Below are 16,757 nucleotides of genomic sequence, written 5' to 3'. Positions count from 1 at the left end.
TTTCTCTCTCCCTCAGAAAGTCAGTTCGTGGTCGCCCAATGGCGCCAGCATGGTCGTGACGGCGTCCGCTGGCAAGCGCATCGGGTCGTGGCGCCAGTTGGGACTGCGATCCTTGTCGATGATCGCGGCGCGGATGCCTTCGAGGAAATCGCCGTGTTCCATGGCGCGGTAGGTGAAGCGGTACTCCAGGGTGAGCGCCTCGCGAATGGTGGCTTGGCGCAGGCGGCGCATCATTTCGAGGGTGCAGGCCGCCGACAGCGGGGAGGCGCGCAGCAGGGCTTTGAGGGTTTCGGCAGCGAAGTCGCTGTCGGACGCTTGCAGAGCTGCAATCACGCCGCGCAGGTCGGGGGCTGAGAAATACGCGTCGATCTGGGTGCGCAGGTCGCTGATGCGGCCTTGTGGCGCGGTCTCGCTGGCGGTGTTGAGCACCGCAGGATCGCCGTTGTCCTGCAGCGCCGCGATGAGGTCGGGCCAATGGTCTTGCGGAATGAAGCGGTCGGCAAAGCCCGCGAGGATTGCGTCGGCGGGCCCCATGCGGGCGCCGGTGGTGCCCAAGTAAGCGCCGAGATGGCCGGGGGCATGGGCGAGGATCATCGAGCCACCGACATCCGGCACCAACCCGATGCCGCACTCGGGCATGGCGATCTGGGAGGTTTCGCCGACGATACGGTGGGAGCCGTGGCAGCCCACCCCCATGCCGCCGCCCATGGTGAAGCCCTGCAGGAAGCTGACGATCGGCTTGGGGTATTCGGCGAGCTTGGCGTTCATCCGGTATTCGTCACGCCAGAAGGTCTGGCCGAACTCGAAGTTTCCGGCAGTACCGGTGGCGTATAGGTCGGCGATGTCGCCGCCGGCGGAGAAGGCCTTGTCGCCCTCGGCATCGATGACGATCAGCGTGACCTCGGGATGATCACGCCATTGCGCGAGGGCCGAGGTGATCGCTTTGACCATCTCGTAAGTCACCGCGTTCAGCGCCTTGGGGCGCTGGAGCGTAATGCGGCCGGCGCGGCCGATGTTACGGACGGAGATGTCAGTCACTCGATTGCCCCCTTTTGTCCGGTTCGCTTGCGAACCGGGATGCGCCCGCCCGCTCCCAGGCGGGCGCATCCCTCCGTTGGGCGCGTCGCATCACGCCGCGTCCGCGATCATCTGGCGCGAGATGATCAGGCGCATGATCTCGTTGGTGCCTTCCAGGATCTGGTGGACGCGCAGGTCGCGGACGATTTTCTCGATGCCGTAGTCGGCGAGATAGCCGTAGCCGCCATGCAGCTGCAGGCAGCCATTGGCAACCTCGAAGGCCGCGTCGGTGACCATCAGCTTGGCCATGGCGCAGAACTTGGTGGCATCGTGCGCCTTGTTGTCCAGTTTCCACGCGGCTTGTCGCAGGAAGGTGCGCGAGGATTGCAGTTTGGTTTCGAACTCGGCCAGCTTGAATTGCAGCGCCTGGAACTGGTTGATCGGTTTGCCGAAGGCCTTGCGCTCGGCCATGTAGGCCATGGTTTTGTCCAGCGCGGCCTGCGCGCCGCCGAGCGCGCTGGCGGCGATGTTGAGGCGGCCGCCATCAAGCCCGGCCATGGCGTAGGTGAATCCTTTGCCTTCTTCGCCGATCAGGTTGTCAGCGGGCACCTTGCAGTCGTCGAACTGCACCTGCGCGGTGGGTTGGGCCAGCCAGCCCATTTTCTTTTCCAATGCGCCGAAGCTGAGACCGTCCGCACCGTCTTCCACCACCACCGTGGAAATGCCCTTCGGCCCGTCTTCGCCGGTGCGGACCATGGTGACATAGGCGTCGGAATAGCTGCCGCCCGAGATGAAGGCCTTGGTGCCGTTCAGGGTATAGCCTTCGTTGGTTCGCTCGGCACGGGTTTTCAGGGCGGCGGCGTCGGAACCCGAGCCGGGCTCGGTCAGGCAGTAGGAGAACACCTTTTGCATCGAGCACAGATCGGGCAGCCATTTCTGCTTGGTCTCGTCCGAGCCGAACTTGTCGATCATGCCGCCGCACATGTTGTGGATCGAGAGAAACGACCCCACGGCAGGGCAGGACATGGCCAGCGCCTCGAAGACCAGCGTGGCGTCGAGCCGCGAGAGACCGGAGCCGCCATATTCCTCGGAGACATAGATGCCGCCCAGGCCCAGTTCGGCGACGCGTGGCCAGAGATCCTTGGGGATGGTGCCGGCGGCTTCCCAGTCCATGGCGTGCGGCGCGATGTGTTCTTCGCCGAAGCCCCTGGCCATGTCGAAGATGAGGGTCTGCTCCTCACTCAGGGCAAAATCCATGTCTGGCTCCTCCGCAAGATGAATTGAACGCGTGTTTAATTCTGAATTCTTACAGAAGTTTTGCATGGCATTGAAGAGCCGAGACGCCATCGTCGCGCGACCGGAGCGCGCGGTGATCGTTAGTCAGCCCTTCGTGTGAGGGCGACGGCGCCCCGGGAGTCCTTCGGCGTCGGACGTTTCGGCAAATCCGTGTCAGGTCACGATCACGGTACCGCGCATACTCGGATGCCAGCGGCAGTAGTAGGAATATTCACCCGGATAGGGGAAGGTGATTCCGTTCGAGTCGCCGCGGCTCAGGCTGCCGGTCTCCCAGTCGTTGCGAACCCCGGTCGCGGTGTGTTCGACGCCATCGTCATTGGTCCAAATGACCGAGTCGCCGGCTGCGATGGTAATCGTGGCCGGTTGATACAGCATGTCGCGAATACCTACGTTGTGCGTGGCAGCCACGGCTTTGGTGGCCAGCGACAATGGCGCGATGGCGAGGAGGGCAGTGGCTTTGCGGCGGCTGATCGTGGTCATCGTCCGTTCTCCGTTCCGTTGGTACATAAGGTTACGGCGACCGGGTTGAGCCGGATCACAAATCGGCGTGGAATTCCTCGACCAGATGGTGGACGACGCGTTTGAGAGCTTCCTCGCGGGAATACTCGGCCTCGAGGGCGTCTTCGAAAACCGCGCGCTGGCGGTCCGACGAGGTGCCGGTGTCGAGGATCGAGCGGGCATGTTCGACCTCGGCGAGGCAGCCCAGGGCCTCGGCGTCGTGGTGGACAAGCGCCAGGATTTCGTTGATTGCCTGAGCATAGGGGATGATCTCGCGCGAGCCGAAATCGATCGGACCCTGGTTGATGCCGTAACGCTGGGCACGCCAGCGGTTTTCTGCGATCAGGAAATTGTCGTAGAGCCGCCAGCGCTGGTTCTTTTGCCGCAGCCGCCACAGCATCCGGATCAGCGCCTGGGTCAGCGCGGCAAGGGTCAGCGTGGTTTCCAGCCGGGGCGAGACATCGAGGATGCGCGATTCCAGTGTCGGGAACCGATGCGAGGGGCGCAGATCCCACCAGATCTTGCTGCTGTCCTCGATCAGCCCGAGATCGATCAGGATGGCGACGGAGCGTTCGTATTCGCCCCAGCTGTCGAGCTTCGGCGGCAGGCCGGTGCGCGGGAGGTTGTCGAAAACCGTTAAACGGTAACAGTTTAGGCCGGTGTCTTCACCTTGCCAGAACGGCGAGGAACAGCTGAGCGCGAGCAGGTGAGGCAGGAAGTAGCTGAGCTGGTTCATGATGTCGATGCGCAGATCGTCATCAGGCAGGCCGACATGCACGTGGTTGCCGCAGATCAGCAGTCGCCGCACCACCTGCGCCAGGTCGTCGCGCAGGCCATCGTAGCGTTCCTTGCGGGTGTGGTGCTGGTCGCGCCAGTTGGAGAACGGATGGCAGGAGGCGGCGATCGGCGCGAGGTTGAACTCGCCGGCGATGCGGGCCACCGTCGAGCGCAGGCGCTTGAGATCCTCGCGCGCCTCGCCCACATTCTGACAGACCTTGGAGCCGATCTCGACCTGGCATTCCAGGAATTCGGGGGCGAACTGGCCGCCGAGCGCTTCGGCGCAGCGGTCCATCAGTTCCTGCGGTGCCGGGGCGAGCGACAGGCTGTCGAGGTCGACCAGCAAGTATTCCTCTTCGATGCCGATGGTGAAATCGGGTTCGGTGCCTGACATCTGCGCCTTCTCCCAAGCTGTGCCGGTCGGTTGAGTTCAGCAGGTTGCGGCCGGGAGATCAAGCGACGAGTGGGTGCGACACTAAAACCTTCCTGCGCTGGAAGGTATGGCTTGAGACCGGTGCGATGGGCGGAATATCAATTGGTTGGAACGCGCAGACGCAACTTAGGAGATCCTCGATGAAACAAATGTTTGGCGGTATGCTGATGATCCTCGTCCTTGTATTGGCGCCCCAGTCGGCCACGGCCGAGGATGACAAGCGCGGGTTGTTCGTCAACCTGACCACCGACGACACCTGGTCTGCCGCCAAGGCGATCATGTTCGCGCACCAGAAGTCGCTGAAAAACGGTCATCCCACGGCGATCTGGCTGAACGTACGGGCGGTCTATCTGGCCGACAAGAAACGTCCGAGCCATGTGCACGGGCTGATGAAAGACAAAGGCGTCAGCGTTCAGGACATGCTGGCGGCGTTCATCGCCGATGGTGGCACCGTGATCATGTGCCAGGCCTGCTCGGCCGCTGCGGGGCTGACAGAGGCGGACTATATCGACGGCGTAGAGATGGGGAACTGGAAGCTGGTGGAAAGCTGGCTGTTCCGCGACGGAATGCAGACGCTGAGTTGGTGAAGCGAGGTGAAGAAAAGTTTAAAGCCCCGGCGCCAAGGCCAGGGCTTTTTCTTTTTTGCACAAGTAGTTAGTCCATCGCTTTGAAGTGGAACTCGCCGCCTTCCTTGAGCCCGCTGGGCCAGCGCGAGGTGACCGTCTTGGTGCGGGTGTAGAACTTGAATGCGTCCGGCCCGTGCTGGTTGAGGTCACCGAACACCGATTTCTTCCAGCCGCCGAAAGTGTGATAGGCCAGCGGTACCGGGATCGGCACGTTGATCCCGACCATGCCGATGTTGATGCGGTTGGCGAAGTCGCGGGCGGTGTCGCCGTCTCGGGTGAAGATCGCGGTGCCGTTGCCGTATTCGTGGTCCATTGCCAGCTTCAGCGCCTCTTCGTAGGAACCGGCACGGACGGTGGACAGTACCGGTCCGAAGATCTCGGTCTTGTAGATGTCCATGTCGGGCGTGACGTGATCGAAGAGATGCGGGCCGACGAAGAAGCCGTCTTCATAGCCCTGAAGCGAGAAGCCGCGGCCATCGACCACCAGTTTCGCGCCTTGATCGACGCCGGACTGCACCAGCCGTTCGATATTGGCCTTGGCGGCGGCGGTCACGACCGGGCCGTAATCGACATCGTCGCCATCGGTGTAGGGGCCGACCTTCAGCTTCTCGATCCGCGGCACCAGCTTCTCGATCAGCCGGTCGGCGGTCTCATCGCCCACCGGCACGGCGACCGAGATCGCCATGCAGCGTTCGCCGGCGGCGCCGTAACCGGCCCCGATCAGCGCATCGGCGGCCTGGTCCATGTCGGCATCGGGCATCACGATCATGTGGTTCTTGGCGCCGCCGAAGCATTGCACCCGTTTGCCCTGGGAGCAGCCGGTGCCATAGATGTATTCGGCGATCGGGGTCGAGCCGACGAAGCCGATGGATTGGATGGTCTGGTTGTAGAGGATGGCGTCGACCGCTTCCTTGTCGCCATTGACGACCTGGAGAAGGCCCTTGGGCAGGCCCGCCTCTTCGGCCAGTTCGGCCAGCATCAAGGGCACCGAGGGGTCGCGTTCGGAAGGCTTGAGGATGAAGGCGTTGCCGCAGGCCAGTGCCGGGGCGAACATCCACATCGGGATCATCGCCGGGAAGTTGAACGGCGTGATGCCGGCGGTGACGCCCAAGGGCTGGCGCATCGAATACATGTCGATGCCCGGACCGGCGCTGTCGGTGTATTCGCCTTTCAGCATCTGCGGCGCACCGATGCAGTATTCCACCACCTCGAGACCGCGCTGGATGTCACCCTTGGCGTCGGGGACGGTTTTCCCGTGTTCGCGCGACAGCACCTCGGCCAGCTTGTCCATGTCGCGGTTGAGAAGATCGACGAATTTCATCAGCACGCGCGCGCGGCGCTGCGGGTTGGTGGCGCCCCAGGCGGGCTGGGCGGCCTGGGCATGGGCGACGGCCTGTTCCAGCTCGGCGTTGTTGGCCAGCGGGACCTTGGCTTGAACCTCGCCGGTATGCGGGTTCATCACGTCGGCGAAGCGGCCGGACGTGCCTTTGACGTGTTCGCCGTTGATGTAATGGGTCAGCTCTTGCATGGGATATCCTCCTCGGGTTTCCCGGCCAGAATAGTCTTGCGGAATTACCGGGAAAAGGGGCAAGGTTTCAAAGGGTGTTTTGCGAAAATGCAGGACATACCGCTGCGCCTGCCGGAATTCGACGCGAATTCCGGTTCGAATTCCGAGGCGGAATCCGGCGGTGGCGGTGACGGGCAGCGCCGGAAAACGCGTCGTTTTCCGAACCGTTTTCCGCGACGGAAAACGGCACCGGCGGGAGGGACCATGGAGCCGCACTGGGATGATCTGAAGGTGTTCCTGGCGGTGGCGCGGGCGGAATCGCTCAGCGGCGCGGGCCAGCGACTGAAACTCGACCCGGCGACGGTGGGCCGCCGGGTGGCGCGGCTGGAGGCGGCGATGGGCGTGCCGCTATTTTCCAAGTCGCCCACCGGATACGTGCCGACCTCAGAGGGCCAGCGGCTGATCCCGCATGCGGCGCGGGCGGAAGCCGCGATGGAGGCGGCAAGCAGCGAGATGGCCGGGCAGGGCGGGCCGCTGAGCGGGCAGGTCCGGCTGGGCGCGCCCGATGGTAGCGCCAATTTCCTGCTGCCGCAGGTCTGTTCCGAGATCGCCGCGGCGAACCCCGATCTGGAGATCCAGATCGTGGCGCTGCCGCGGGTGTTCAACCTGTCGAAACGCGAGGCCGACATGGCGATCATGGTCAGCCGGCCCGAAACCGGGCGGCTGATCGTCAGCAAGCTGACCGATTACAAGCTGCATCTGGCGGCCTCGACCGATTATCTGCGCCGGCACGGGCCGCTGGGTTCGATGCGCGATCTCAAGGGCCATCGGATCGTCGGCTACATCCCCGACATGATCTTCGACAAGGAGCTGGATTACCTGCATGACCGCGCCTTCGAGCGGGTGGCGCTGGCCAGCAATTCGGTCAGCGTGCAGATCAACTGGATCCGCCAGGGCGGCGGCGTCGGCGTGGTGCATGATTTCGCCCTGCCGGCGGTGACCGGGGTGAAGAAAGTGCTGACCGACCAGTTCAGCCTGACCCGCAGCTTTTTTCTGGTGCGGCACGAGGACGACCGGCGGATCGAGCGGCTGAACCGGTTCGCGGCGCTGCTGAGCGACGGGGTTCGGCGCGAGGTGGCGCGGCTGGAGCGGCTGAGCTGAGGCAACGCCCGACTTGACAGAATGCCGCATCCGGGGGACGGTTGAATTCGGGAAAGCGCCGCAATTACGGGAGGATGGCCGATGCTCGTGCACCAGATCTTGAAATCCAAGGGCGATGCCCGCGTGATCACCGTGGCGCCGGGCACCTCGGTGGCCGAGGCGGCGCAGATCCTGGCCGAGCGGCGCATCGGCGGTCTGGTGGTGTCGGAGGACGGCACATCGGTGGTCGGCATCATTTCTGAGCGCGACATCGTGCGCAGCCTGGCGCTGCGCGGCGCGGTCTGCCTGGACGAGAAGGTCGAGCAGATGATGACCCGCAACCCGGTAAGCTGCAGCAAGTCGGAAACGGCGGACTCGGTGTTGGAGCGGATGACCAACGGGCGGTTCCGGCACATGCCGGTGGTCGAGGGCGACGAACTCGTGGGCATTGTCACCATCGGGGATGTGGTCAAGGCGCGGATCGACGAACTGGCGATGGAGAAGGACGCGCTGGAAGGCATGATCATGGGGCATTGAGCCCAGCCACGGACTTCGGCTTGCATTTCGCTGCGTGATACAGCATTGCAGCCTGGCAATTTACGCACTCGCAGAAAACGGGGGAAAGCGCATGCGCGTCGGCCTATACCCGGGCACATTTGATCCGATGACCTATGGTCACACCGATATCATCCGCCGCGCCACGGCCCTTGTCGACAAGCTGGTGATCGGGGTGGCGATCAATCGCGACAAGGGGCCGCTGTTTTCGCTCGAGGAACGGGTCGCGATGCTGGAGGCCGAATGCCAGGCGCTGTCGTCGGACACCGGGATTATCTGCGTGGTGCATCCGTTCGAGAACCTGCTGATCGACTGTGCCCATGACGTCGGCGCGCAGTTGATCATCCGCGGGCTGCGCGCGGTGGCCGATTTCGAATACGAGTTCCAGATGGTCGGCATGAACCGGGCGCTGGACGACAGCGTCGAGACGGTGTTCCTGATGGCCGATGCCCGGCGCCAGGCGATCGCTTCGAAACTGGTCAAGGAAATCGCCCGGCTGGGCGGCGACGTGTCGAAATTCGTGCCGCCCGCGGTCAACGACCGGCTGCTGACCAAGCTGGGGCGCTGACCCCGGCGGCGGTTTCGGTTCAGGGGGTCTTGAACCGCTCTGGCGGGATGACCGCGATGGCCGTCAGTTCGACCAGCAGATCCGGGGACCACAATCCCGCAACGCGAACGCCGGTCGCGGCCGGGCCGAAATCGGGCTTGAGCCGGGCCTGGCGGGCGCGCGAAATCGCCTGCCGGTCGCCGTCGTGGGTGAAAAAGGTGGTCAGGGAAACGACATCGTCGAGCGTCCCGCCGAGCGCGGCAAGGATGCGTTCGATATTGTCGAGGGCGGCATGGGTTTGGGCCTCGGCATCGTCGGCGCCGATGACGCGGCCTTGCGCATCCCACGCGACCTGACCGGTGAGATGAACGCGGCGTCCCTCGGGTTCGACGACGGCATGGTGCATCGGATAGCCGCGCGACGGCCAGAGGCTGGGCGGGTTGATGTTCAGGCGGTGCGACATGGCGTTCGTTTCGGTTGCTGTGGACGATGCGGCCGCCCGTTTGCGGGGCCCGGAGGGCGCGCGCTCAGCGCCAGAAGGCGAGATATTCGATCAGGTCGGCCAGTTTCTTGAGCAGGAACATCAGGTTCGACCAGTCGAATAAGAAATAGTCGAGTCCCACTAGGGCGAGGATGAAGAGCCCCAGCCCGATGGCGATCTGGTTGGTCATGGGGTCTCCTGAAAACGTCGCGGCCTGGCGGGGTTATGCCCCGACAGGCCGCGTCGCGCAAGAAACCGCGTGCGCTCAGAGCCGGCCCATCGCCACGGCGACATCGGCCATGCGGCAGGAAAAGCCCCATTCGTTGTCATACCAGGCCAGCACCCGCACCAGCCGGCCGCCGATCACCTTGGTCTGGGCCGGGGCGAAGATCGAGCTTTCCTCGGTATGGTTGAAATCGGTCGAGACCAGCGGCGAGGGCTCAAACCCCAGCACGCCCTTCATCGGGCCGGCGGCGGCGGCTTCCATGATGGCGTTTATCTCAGCTTCGGTGACATCCCTGGAGGCGGTGAAGGTCAGGTCGACGGCGCTGACATTGGGGGTGGGCACGCGGATCGCCGAGCCGTCGAGCTTGCCCGCCAGCTCGGGCAGCACCTCGCCCAGGGCCTTGGCGGCGCCGGTCGAGGTCGGGATCATCGACATCGCCGCGGCGCGGGCGCGGTAGAGATCCTTGTGGCGGCGGTCGAGTGTCGGCTGGTCGCCGGTATAGGAATGGATCGTGGTCATGATGCCGGCTTCGATGCCGACCGCATCGTTGAGCACCTTGGCCACCGGCGCCAGGCAATTGGTGGTGCACGACCCGTTCGAGATCATGACGTCGCCGGCGGTGAGCCGGTCATGATTGACGCCGTAGACGATGGTCTTGTCGACATTCTTGCCCGGCGCCGACAGCAGTACCTTTTTCGCGCCGTTGCGGATGTGCACGTCGGCCTTGGTGCCGTCGTTGAACTTGCCGGTGCATTCCAGCACCACGTCGCAGCCCGACCAGTCAAGCTCGTCGAGATCGTAGGTCGAGAACATCTGGATGTCGCCGCGGCCGAGGTTCAGGGTGCCGTCGCCGATGCTGACCGGGCCGGGGAAGCGGCCATGCACGCTGTCGTATTTGATCAGATGCGCCGCCGTTTCCAGAGGCCCGGTGGCGTTGAGCTTGATCACCTCGATATCGTCGTGGCCGCTGGCAGCGATGTGGCTGAGCGTGCAGCGGCCGATGCGGCCGAACCCGTTGATTCCAACCTTGATGGTCATGGGATGCTCCTTCGAAAGAACTGGAATTGAGGCGTGTCCTAGAGGAGATCAAGCGGGGCGGAAAGGGGCGGAGCCGTGGTTTTTCAGGGCGTTAGCGGTAACTTCAACGGGGTTGCGCTAACATCGGCGCGGACCTGTGCCTGATCAGGAGACCGGGCGGGGGCTCTGCCCCCACACCCCCGAGGTATTTGCCAAACGAAAGAAGCAGGCAGCCATTTCTGTTGACGTGGGTGGAGGTGCGCGATTAGCGTCGGGGCGCTCAAGTGGGCCCGCAGTGAGCTAAGCGTTTTACGCGGCTTCGCCCCGGTGAAGGCGTGGGAAGCGCGGCGCGACATTCCGATGTTGCGTGTGCCGCAGGTCAAACTGCCAAGGCAGCTTTTCCGTGCGACACTTTAAACGGTGTGTGCCATCTTTCTGGATCGCAAGGGAGGATGTCATGGACGAAAAAAAGTCGAAACGACGCGGGCGGGGGGTGAAACGCGAAGGGCCGCGCGTGGCGGATGCATTTCACCTGTCGCCGCGGACGGGGCGGACGCGGGCGCGTTCGCTGACCGAGGGGCAGGTGGCCGAGCTGCGCGACAGGGCGCTGGAGCTTCTGGAGAGTTACGGTGTGGTCGTGATCCACCCGGTTGCCAAGGCGGCCTTGCGCAGGGCCGGCGCGCGGGACGGCGGCGGTGCGAACCGGCTGCGCCTGCCGAGAGCACTGGTCGAGGAGGCGTTGCGCGAAACCCCGAAGACGGTGACGCTCTGTGGTAAAGATCCGCTAAAGGACATGGTTCTGCCACGCGGCGACGGGCAGTTCGTGATGCGGACCGGGACCGGGGCGCACGGGTTTGTCGATCCGCGCGATGCCTCTTATCGCAACATGGACCTGGGCGCGGCGCGCGCGATCGGCGCGGTGGCCGAGGGATTGGACCAGGTCGGGTTCGTGGCGCACCCGTTCGTACACGGGGTGCCGGAGGTCTGTGCCGACATTCATGCCCTGGGCGAGATGGTGAACCGCACCACCAAGCACAACTGGATCCAGCCCTACGGCAAGGAGAACGTCGAGTTCCTGATGCGGATCGCCGCGATTGCGGCGGGCGGCGAGGCGAAGTTGCGGGCGCGCCCCATCGCCAGCTGCATCACCTGTTCCTTCACACCGCTCGAGTTCAAGTACATGGACACCGAGTGCATCGTCCAGGCCGGGCGCTGGGGGATACCGCTGCATGCCTGTTCACTGCCGTCGGCCGGCGGCTCGGCGCCGCTGACAGCGGCCGGGATGGTGCTGATGGCCGCAAGCGAGATCGTGGCGATGGTGGTGCTGGCGCATGTGCTGAGCCCCGGCACGCCGGTGATCGCGACGCCGCTGATGTTCACGCTCGACATGGCCACCGGGTCGGCGCTGCAGTCCTGTCCGGAAAGCATCCAGACGGCGGCAATGGCGATCCAACTGATGAAAGAGGGGTTCGGTCTGGTCGCGCATACCTATGGCGCGGGCTCGGACACGCCGGATGTCGACGGCCAGTCGATGGCCGAGCGGGCGCTGCTGGGGCAGGCGGTGGCGCTGGCCGGGGCAGATATTCTTGGCGGGGTCGGCCAGCTGGAGACCGCGACGGTGTTTTCGCCGGTCCAGGCGGTATTGGACAACGAGATCGGGTCGATGATCCGCAAACAGTTGACGCCGCCGGAGGTGAGTGCCGAGGCGATGAATTTCGACGAGGTGTTGGCGGTTCGAGTCGGGGGACACTTCCTCGACAGCGCGCAGACGCTGGCACTGTGCCGGGACCAGCACGTGCCGGAGGTGTTCCTGCGCCAGGGCCGGGATGATTACGAGAAATCCGGCCGTCGGACGGCGTTTGAGGCAGCGCGGGAACGGGCGCTGGCCCTGATCGCGGCGGCGCCGGAGAAGGGTTATTTGTCGGCGGATCAGCAGCACGAGATTGCCGAGGTGGTCAAGGCCGGGGAAAAGGTGGTGCTGGAGGCGACGTCGGGCAAGATGGAGGTGATCTGACGCCGGGCCGATGCCCGGCCTACTCATTCCCGCGTCGGTGAGATAATGTGTTCTGAAACGAAGAATAGGGTGAGACATGAGCGGGTTACTGGCGCTTCTCGATGACGTGGCTGCGATTGCCAAGGTGGCAGCGGCCTCGGTGGATGACATTGCCGGGCAGGCCGCCAAGGCCGGCGCCAAGGCGGCCGGCGCGGTGATCGACGATGCGGCGGTGACGCCGGCCTATGTCCAGGGGTTCGACGCCAGCCGCGAGCTGCCGATCGTCGGCCGCATCGCGCTGGGCTCGATCAAGAACAAGCTGCTGATCCTGTTGCCCCTGGGGCTGCTGCTCTCGGCCTTTGCGCCGTGGCTGATTCCGCCGCTGTTGATGCTGGGCGGGGCGTATCTGTGTTTCGAGGGGGCCGAGAAGGTCTGGCACAAGCTGTTCCCGCACGAGCATGTCTATGACGCGGCCGAACATTCGGTGGGCGACCCGGCGCATCTGGAAGAGGAAAAGGTTGCGGGCGCGATCAAGACCGATTTCATCCTGTCGGCCGAGATCATGACCATCACGCTGGCGGCGATCCCGGCCAGCGGCTTCTGGATGGAGGCGGCGACGCTGGCGGTGGTGGCGGTGGCGATCACGGTCGCGGTTTACGGCAGCGTGGCGGTGATCGTGAAGATGGACGACCTCGGGCTGTTGATGGGGCGCAAGGGCCGGCTTGGCCTGACCCGTTGGCTGGGGTGCCGGATCGTCGCCGGCATGCCGGGGTTCCTGGCCACGCTGATGGTGATCGGCACGGCGGCGATGCTGTGGGTCGGCGGCTCGATCATCCTGCACGGGCTGCACGAGATGGGGGTGCATGGGCCTTATGATTTCATTCATCACACCGTCGAGGCAGCATTGCACGGGATCAGCGGTCCGTATCTCGCGGCCCTGAAATGGGGGATGACGGCGTTGATGGATGCTATTTTCGGGTTGGCCGTGGGGGTGGTGCTGATCCCGCTGGGCACGCGGGTGATCGGGCCGGTTTGGGGGGCGGTGTTCAAGGGCCGGGCGTGAGGGTTGTTTTGCGGACCTTCCGGCGGGTGGCGGATTTCGGTGGTCCGGTCGGCACCGCAAGCAGCACGGGCGCGAAGCCAGCCGTCACCGTCTGTCGGTGGCGCGCGTTCGGGTCAGGCTTCCCGGAGTAACTCGAGCAGACGAGGCACCAACCGGTATGGCACCGCTGCCGCCGTGGTCTGGTCCACGGTCCCTGCGGTGATCACGTCCAGATCGGGGCAGTGGAAAAGCTAGGAGCCCGTGACGCCGGTGTGGCCAATGACTTCGGGCATGGGCCGGAAGGGCGTCAGCAGCCGCGGCATCCGGAATCGTATCATCCCGAGCCCGTACTCCATGGGCCATCCGGGGCCCACGGGCCGCAGGCTGAGCGAGAAACCCAGCGGGTTCCAGTGGGCTGTCAGCAGTCGCGCGGTCGCCGCATCCTCGAACGCCGCGCCGTTCACCAGCGCGGCCATAAACCGAAGCGTGTCGCGGGCGGTGGCGAACAGGTCATTGAAGGACGTCAGGGCCCCGGTGAGCAGGTCCAGACGCCGATCTCCCATCCATACCGCCGCCGGGGCGGGCGAGGCGGCCGCAGCCGCCGGGGTGCCGGGAAGGAAGGTGTGTTCAAGGCCGAGAGGCTGGAAGATCAGGTCGTTGAACGCGTTCTGTAGCGGCCCGTTCGTCACGGTCTGAATGATGGCGATGAGCAGCTGGAAATTCGTGTCCGAATACCTGATCGTGTGACGCCGCCCGTCGAAGGGGCGGGGCGGGAACTCGGGCCTGCCGTGGTCCCGGATCAGGTCGGTGATCTCCTTTATGCCCCATGTTCCGTCTTCGCCCGCGGCCACCATGTCGAGGAGCGAGGCTCCTCCGGGGGGCCGGATCACCAGGTATTCCGAAAGCCCGGTCGCGTGGCCCAGCAGATGCCGGACCGTGATCCGGTCGGTCCGGTCCACCCCTTTGCGCATGTGAAGCCCGGCTACCAACGCGGCCGGCAGGTACGCTGCCATAGGGGCGTCAAGCGACACACGACCCTGCTCGACCAGCCGCAGGACTGCCGTGGTAATGTAGAGCTTGGTCACGCTGGCCAGAAAGAATGGCATGTCCGCCGTCATCGGCGTGCCCGCCTCGTCCGCCGCACCGGCGGCCCCGATCCAGAGCGGCGAACCATCTGAGCGGCCAATGGCGATGATCGCGTGCCGCGTTCCGCGGCGCGCGGCCAGAGTCCTTACCATGCCGTCGAGCCGCGCTTTCACGTCGGGCGACAGGGCCTCGCGTGCGAGATCGACCATTAGTCCATATCCCCGCGGCGTTGAAACCAAGGTACCTCATCCTTGGCCCAGCCATGGACAAGGTCAATGCTCACGCCATCACGGCCGCCGCGCGCGGACGATATCCTTGCCTTCGTCAAATGCCGTTTTTTCGCGCAACCGGCGGCAAGTTCGGCAGAAGGCCCGAAGCGGTCGTTGCCACCATTTGCTGGTCAAAGCTGAAATGGGGGATGACGGCGTTGATGGATGCTATTTTCGGGTTGGCCGTGGGGGTGGTGCTGATCCCGCTGGGCACGCGGGTGATTGCGCCGCTATGGCAGGCGGTGTTCAAGGGCCGGGCGTGAATTTCCGCCCGGCCATCGAGTGAAGGGTGCGGACACCCGTGTTACGCAACCGAGTGGCCAGTGGCTGACGGGCCCACCCTGCGCCCGAACAGCACGGCACCGGCGGCAAAGACAACGACCAGGGCCATCGACAGCCATCCCAGCCAGTCGCCCAAACGGGCATAGAGGGTGCGCGCACCTTGCGTCGGCACGTCCGCATACATGATCCCGGGCGCGCCGGTTTCCAGCTGCATCCGGTTCAGCACCCTGCCATAGGCGTCCATCGCGTAAGTGATGCCGTCATAGGTCGGGCGGATATGGGTGAAGCCGTTTTCGATCGAGCGGTGCGGATCGTTCAGCGTGATGCCCTTGGGAAACTCGTGCGAGCCGGTCAGCATGATGTCGGCCCCGGCACGGCCGGCCTGGCGCGCGAAGTCCGGGAAGCTCATGTCGCGGCAGATCGACAGGGCGATGCGGCCGTAAGGGCTGTCGGCGGTCTGGATGATCTCGGCGCCCTTCTTGAACACCGCGTTTTCGCCGAAATCGCCGAACCCGAGCAGGAAGCGTTTCTGGTAGTCGGCCCGCACCGCGCCGGTGTCGTCGATCAGGAGGTGGCGGTTCGCGCCCTTGCCGGTTTCCGGCACCCAGCCATAAGGCAGGGCGAGCCAGACGCCGTTTTCGGCGGCGATCTTCGCGAACTCGGCGCGGGCGGCTTCGTGGTTGGCTTCGGTCACGACGATGGCGAATTCGTTGAAGGCGACGATTTCCGCGCCGTTGGCGGCGGCCTCGGCGGTCATCGCGCGGATTTGCGCCATCGTCGGTTCATAGGGCGAGGTCATCCGGTCTTCGAAAACCTGGACCATCGACTCCGGCCCGCCTTCCTCGGCCGGGGTCACGACTGCGGCCACCTTGACCGTCGGCACCTCGGGCGCGGTCATGATGCGCAGGCTGCCCCAGGTGAAGAGCGCGCCCGCGACCACGGCAAAGGCGACGGCCGCCGTGACGGTCGGCCGGAGCCGGAAACCGTGCGCCCAGGCATGGTTGACGCAGGCCGCAAGCCAGGACCAGAAGAACACGAAGCCCCAGAGACCGGCGAGCGCGTAGATCTGCAAGAGCGGCAGGGGCGCGGTGGCAAAGACGTTTTTGGCTGCGGTGCCGTCGATCGGCGGCGGCATCGACGACAGGAACATCGACGCGGTCATCGCGGCGGGGAAGATCAGCGTGGTGACGAACCGGTTGCCAAGCCGTGGCGTGAGCAGCCGGTCGATGACAAAGGGCAGGGCATAGTAAAGCGCGATGATCGTCGAGCGGATGACGTTGAACGCCAGGCTGAGAACCGGGTCGCCCATGTCGAAAATCCCCCACAGGGAGACGTTGAAGGCCAGGATGAACCCGAGAATCGTCAGCAGGATCGCCCGGCCGGCTGGCAGCACGCGGCTGAACCGCAGGATGAGGATTGGTGCGACGATGATCATTTCCGGGATCATCGGGAGAAAGTCACTGCGGCGGCAGAACATGAACAGGCCGAAGCCGAGAAAGAAAAGGAGTGCCGCTTCTGCGAAGCTGGCGTTGCGGTTTGATTGGTGTTCCATTGGAATCTGGTGCCCCCGAATGCGATTGGCGGTTCCCGGGTACTTGCGGGAGCCAAAATCGACTCGCCCCGAAAATGCAGGGACTGACGAAACGTCTGCGGCAGGCACAATTACCACTTGGCGCCAAAATTGCATTGATGTGTGTCAACCGGGGAGGCTTCGGTATCGCCGCGGGGGATTAGGCCGGGTCTTTAAGGTATTTGCAGCGCGTGCGCTCCGGTCGGGTCACGGCGCACGGGTCGGTTTCAAGCCCGTGCGCTGTACCATGTCAGTCCGCTAGCTCCGGAAACGCGCTGGGATTGCTGTTGCGCGGAGCGGCGGGATCAGAGCAGCGACTTGACCTTTTCCGCCACTGATTGCTGCTACTGGTGACCTAAAAGAAAATTGGACCCCAGCATTCAGTTGCTGGGGTC

At 64.6% G+C, this 16,757-nt stretch carries 16 protein-coding genes; 6 read left to right on the top strand and 10 right to left on the bottom strand.

All coding sequences use genetic code 11. The annotated features are described in order from the left end of the window. Nucleotides 1-12: 12 nt before the first annotated feature. The 4 genes from NO357_RS03825 to NO357_RS03810 all read right to left on the bottom strand — a co-directional run bounded on the left by NO357_RS03825 (nt 13) and on the right by NO357_RS03810 (nt 3,982). On the bottom strand, nt 13-1,038 hold the full coding sequence (locus tag NO357_RS03825; RefSeq protein WP_306734282.1) for an enoyl-CoA hydratase/isomerase family protein: 1,026 nt from the start codon (nt 1,036-1,038) through the stop codon (nt 13-15). 90 nt (nt 1,039-1,128) lie between these two features. Further along, nucleotides 1,129-2,274, bottom strand: a complete 1,146-nt coding sequence (locus tag NO357_RS03820) for an acyl-CoA dehydrogenase family protein (RefSeq protein ID WP_306734281.1) — start codon at nt 2,272-2,274, stop codon at nt 1,129-1,131. 192 nt (nt 2,275-2,466) lie between these two features. Beyond that, nucleotides 2,467-2,793, bottom strand: coding sequence for a cupredoxin domain-containing protein (locus tag NO357_RS03815; RefSeq protein WP_306734280.1), 327 nt, complete (start codon nt 2,791-2,793; stop codon nt 2,467-2,469). Between the two features lie 55 nt (nt 2,794-2,848). After that, nucleotides 2,849-3,982, bottom strand: a complete 1,134-nt coding sequence (locus NO357_RS03810; protein ID WP_306734279.1) for a carboxylate-amine ligase — start codon at nt 3,980-3,982, stop codon at nt 2,849-2,851. A gap of 179 nt (nt 3,983-4,161) precedes the next feature. Here NO357_RS03810 and NO357_RS03805 point away from each other — a divergent pair, with 179 nt between their 5' ends. Beyond that, nucleotides 4,162-4,608, top strand: coding sequence for a DsrE family protein (locus NO357_RS03805; RefSeq protein ID WP_306734278.1), 447 nt, complete (start codon nt 4,162-4,164; stop codon nt 4,606-4,608). A 67-nt stretch (nt 4,609-4,675) separates the two neighbouring features. On the opposite strand, the gene NO357_RS03800 is transcribed toward NO357_RS03805, so the two are convergent. Beyond that, complete coding sequence (locus NO357_RS03800) at nt 4,676-6,175, bottom strand: CoA-acylating methylmalonate-semialdehyde dehydrogenase (RefSeq protein WP_306734277.1); 1,500 nt, start codon at nt 6,173-6,175, stop codon at nt 4,676-4,678. A gap of 243 nt (nt 6,176-6,418) precedes the next feature. Here NO357_RS03800 and NO357_RS03795 point away from each other — a divergent pair, with 243 nt between their 5' ends. The 3 genes from NO357_RS03795 (at nt 6,419) to coaD (ending at nt 8,417) form a co-directional block, all read left to right on the top strand. After that, entirely contained in the window at nt 6,419-7,315 is an 897-nt protein-coding gene (locus NO357_RS03795; protein ID WP_306734764.1) for a LysR family transcriptional regulator, read from the top strand. A gap of 81 nt (nt 7,316-7,396) precedes the next feature. Further along, entirely contained in the window at nt 7,397-7,831 is a 435-nt protein-coding gene (locus NO357_RS03790; RefSeq protein WP_306734276.1) for a CBS domain-containing protein, read from the top strand. Between the two features lie 91 nt (nt 7,832-7,922). After that, the gene (coaD, locus tag NO357_RS03785; RefSeq protein WP_306734275.1) at nt 7,923-8,417 is read left to right on the top strand and encodes a pantetheine-phosphate adenylyltransferase; all 495 of its coding nucleotides are present in this window, start codon (nt 7,923-7,925) and stop codon (nt 8,415-8,417) included. 19 nt (nt 8,418-8,436) lie between these two features. On the opposite strand, the gene NO357_RS03780 is transcribed toward coaD, so the two are convergent. The 3 genes from NO357_RS03780 to gap all read right to left on the bottom strand — a co-directional run bounded on the left by NO357_RS03780 (nt 8,437) and on the right by gap (nt 10,141). After that, nucleotides 8,437-8,859: a RidA family protein gene (locus tag NO357_RS03780; RefSeq protein ID WP_306734274.1), complete on the bottom strand. Its 423-nt coding sequence runs from the start codon at nt 8,857-8,859 to the stop codon at nt 8,437-8,439. Nucleotides 8,860-8,923: 64 nt separating this feature from the next. Then, a complete protein-coding gene (locus NO357_RS03775; RefSeq protein WP_306734273.1) occupies nt 8,924-9,067 on the bottom strand; it encodes a hypothetical protein in 144 nt (47 codons plus the stop codon). Nucleotides 9,068-9,142: 75 nt separating this feature from the next. Then, nucleotides 9,143-10,141: a type I glyceraldehyde-3-phosphate dehydrogenase gene (gene gap / locus NO357_RS03770; protein ID WP_306734272.1), complete on the bottom strand. Its 999-nt coding sequence runs from the start codon at nt 10,139-10,141 to the stop codon at nt 9,143-9,145. Between the two features lie 436 nt (nt 10,142-10,577). Here gap and NO357_RS03765 point away from each other — a divergent pair, with 436 nt between their 5' ends. Beyond that, nucleotides 10,578-12,134 (top strand): trimethylamine methyltransferase family protein, encoded by a 1,557-nt coding sequence (locus NO357_RS03765; RefSeq protein WP_306734271.1) that lies wholly within the window; start codon nt 10,578-10,580, stop codon nt 12,132-12,134. 76 nt (nt 12,135-12,210) lie between these two features. Then, a complete protein-coding gene (locus tag NO357_RS03760; protein ID WP_306734270.1) occupies nt 12,211-13,176 on the top strand; it encodes a DUF808 domain-containing protein in 966 nt (321 codons plus the stop codon). Nucleotides 13,177-13,406: 230 nt separating this feature from the next. On the opposite strand, the gene NO357_RS03755 is transcribed toward NO357_RS03760, so the two are convergent. Beyond that, nucleotides 13,407-14,450, bottom strand: a complete 1,044-nt coding sequence (locus NO357_RS03755; protein WP_306734269.1) for a serine hydrolase domain-containing protein — start codon at nt 14,448-14,450, stop codon at nt 13,407-13,409. A gap of 364 nt (nt 14,451-14,814) precedes the next feature. Further along, nucleotides 14,815-16,344: a carbon-nitrogen hydrolase family protein gene (locus NO357_RS03750; RefSeq protein ID WP_306734268.1), complete on the bottom strand. Its 1,530-nt coding sequence runs from the start codon at nt 16,342-16,344 to the stop codon at nt 14,815-14,817. Nucleotides 16,345-16,757 lie beyond the last annotated feature (413 nt).

The organism is Marimonas arenosa (assembly GCF_030848945.1).
Classification (GTDB): Bacteria; Pseudomonadota; Alphaproteobacteria; order Rhodobacterales; family Rhodobacteraceae; genus Marimonas; species Marimonas arenosa.
Note: the sequence above shows the minus strand (reverse complement) of the source record. Positions and strands in the feature narration are given on the sequence as shown.